Origin of the sequence: Microbacterium sp. Leaf351, from assembly GCF_001423825.1 — a bacterium.
GTDB classification, from domain to species: Bacteria; Actinomycetota; Actinomycetes; order Actinomycetales; family Microbacteriaceae; genus Microbacterium; species Microbacterium ginsengisoli.
The window spans coordinates 43,118-44,567 of sequence record NZ_LMPK01000007.1 but is presented as its reverse complement, the minus strand read 5'-3'; the positions used below and the strand labels follow the sequence as shown (position 1 = coordinate 44,567).

Sequence of the window (1,450 nt, the reverse complement as noted above, 5' to 3'; positions counted from 1 at the left end):
CCCCGACGACGCTCGCCGCACACGCATCGTCGTCACGGAGCAGGGCCGCACCCTCGCGCGCGGATTCCGCATCGACCGGCGGGAGGCCGTCGAGACCGCGCTCGCCGCCTTCACCGACGACGAGCGCGCCGAGCTCGCGCGCCTGCTCGCGAAGCTCGCCGCGGCCTGGCCCGCGTGAGACCGGCCGCAACCCCCGATCCCGCCGGTAGCGTGACGGGGTGACCCTCGCCTTCCACCGTGCCGCCGTGCGCGACATCCCTGCCGAGACCCTCTACCGTCTGCTCTGGCTGCGGGTCGCCGTGTTCGTCGTCGAGCAGGAGGCCGCCTACCCCGAGCTCGACGGCCGCGACATCGAGCCCGGTGCCGAGCTGCTGTGGGCCGAGGAGGACGGCGACGTGCTCGCCACCCTGCGACTGCTCGCCGACGGCGAGGCCGGTCCCGCCCGCATCGGCCGGGTCGCGACCGCGCCGCCCGCCCGCGGCAGGGGGCTCGCCGCGGACCTCATGCGCATGGCCGTCGACCGCGCGGGCGAGCGGTGGCCGGGCCGCGACATCGTGCTCGACGCGCAGGAGCACCTCGCCGGCTGGTACGCGCGGTTCGGCTTCGAGATCAGCGGCCCGGGGTTCGTCGAGGACGACATTCCGCACGTGCCGATGCGCCGCGCGGCATCCGTCTGACCCGGTTCAGCGCGGCGCGCCGGCCGCCCGCACGGGGATGAGCAGTGCGAGGCCCACGAGCAGCACCAGCACGATGCCGAGGATGCCCCACACCTGCGCGCCGCCGATCGTGACGAACAGGCCGAACGCGGTCGGTGCGAGGAACACGGCCGCGCGGCCCGTCGTCGCGTAGAGCCCGAACACCTGCCCCTCGCGCCCCGGTGGGATGAGCCGGGCGAGGTAGGTGCGCGACGCCGACTGCGCCGGGCCGACGAACAGGCACAGGATGAGGCCGAAGATCCAGAAGATCGTCTGCCCGCCGCCGTGGAACACGAACACCGCCAGTCCGCTGATCACGAGACCCACAAGCGAGGTCAGGATGAGCGGCTTGGGCCCGAACCGGTCGTCGAGGGCACCGCTCGCGATGGTCGCGACTCCGGCGACGACGTTCGCCGCGATCGCGAAGATGATGACCTGCCCGGGCGTGAAGCCGAAGGTGCCGGCGGCGAGCACGCCGCCGAACGTGAAGACGCCGGTGAGGCCGTCGCGGAAGATCGCGCTCGCGAACAGGAAGTACACCGTCTGGCGGCTGTGCGTCCACAGATCCCGGATGCTGCGGAACAGCACGCCGTACGACGCGAAGAACCCGACCCGCGGCGCCTCCGGGTCGAGCGGCCGGTTCTCGGGCACCGCGAACAGCACCGGAAGGGCCGAGAGCGCCATCCACACGGCGGCGATCAGCATCGACACGCGCACGGCGAGGCCGTCCTCGCCCGTCACGCCGAACAGGCCCA

2 protein-coding genes are annotated in these 1,450 nt (G+C 73.4%); one reads left to right on the top strand and one right to left on the bottom strand.

Features of this window, described 5'->3' with window-relative positions:
* Window positions 1–218: 218 nt before the first annotated feature.
* The gene (locus tag ASG00_RS02720; protein WP_056206653.1) at window positions 219–677 is read left to right on the top strand and encodes a GNAT family N-acetyltransferase; all 459 of its coding nucleotides are present in this window, start codon (window positions 219–221) and stop codon (window positions 675–677) included.
* 6 nt (window positions 678–683) lie between these two features.
* Here the strand turns inward: ASG00_RS02720 and ASG00_RS16585 are convergent.
* On the bottom strand, window positions 684–1,450 hold a 767-nt coding region (locus ASG00_RS16585), incomplete at its 5' end, for an MFS transporter (RefSeq protein ID WP_235559090.1).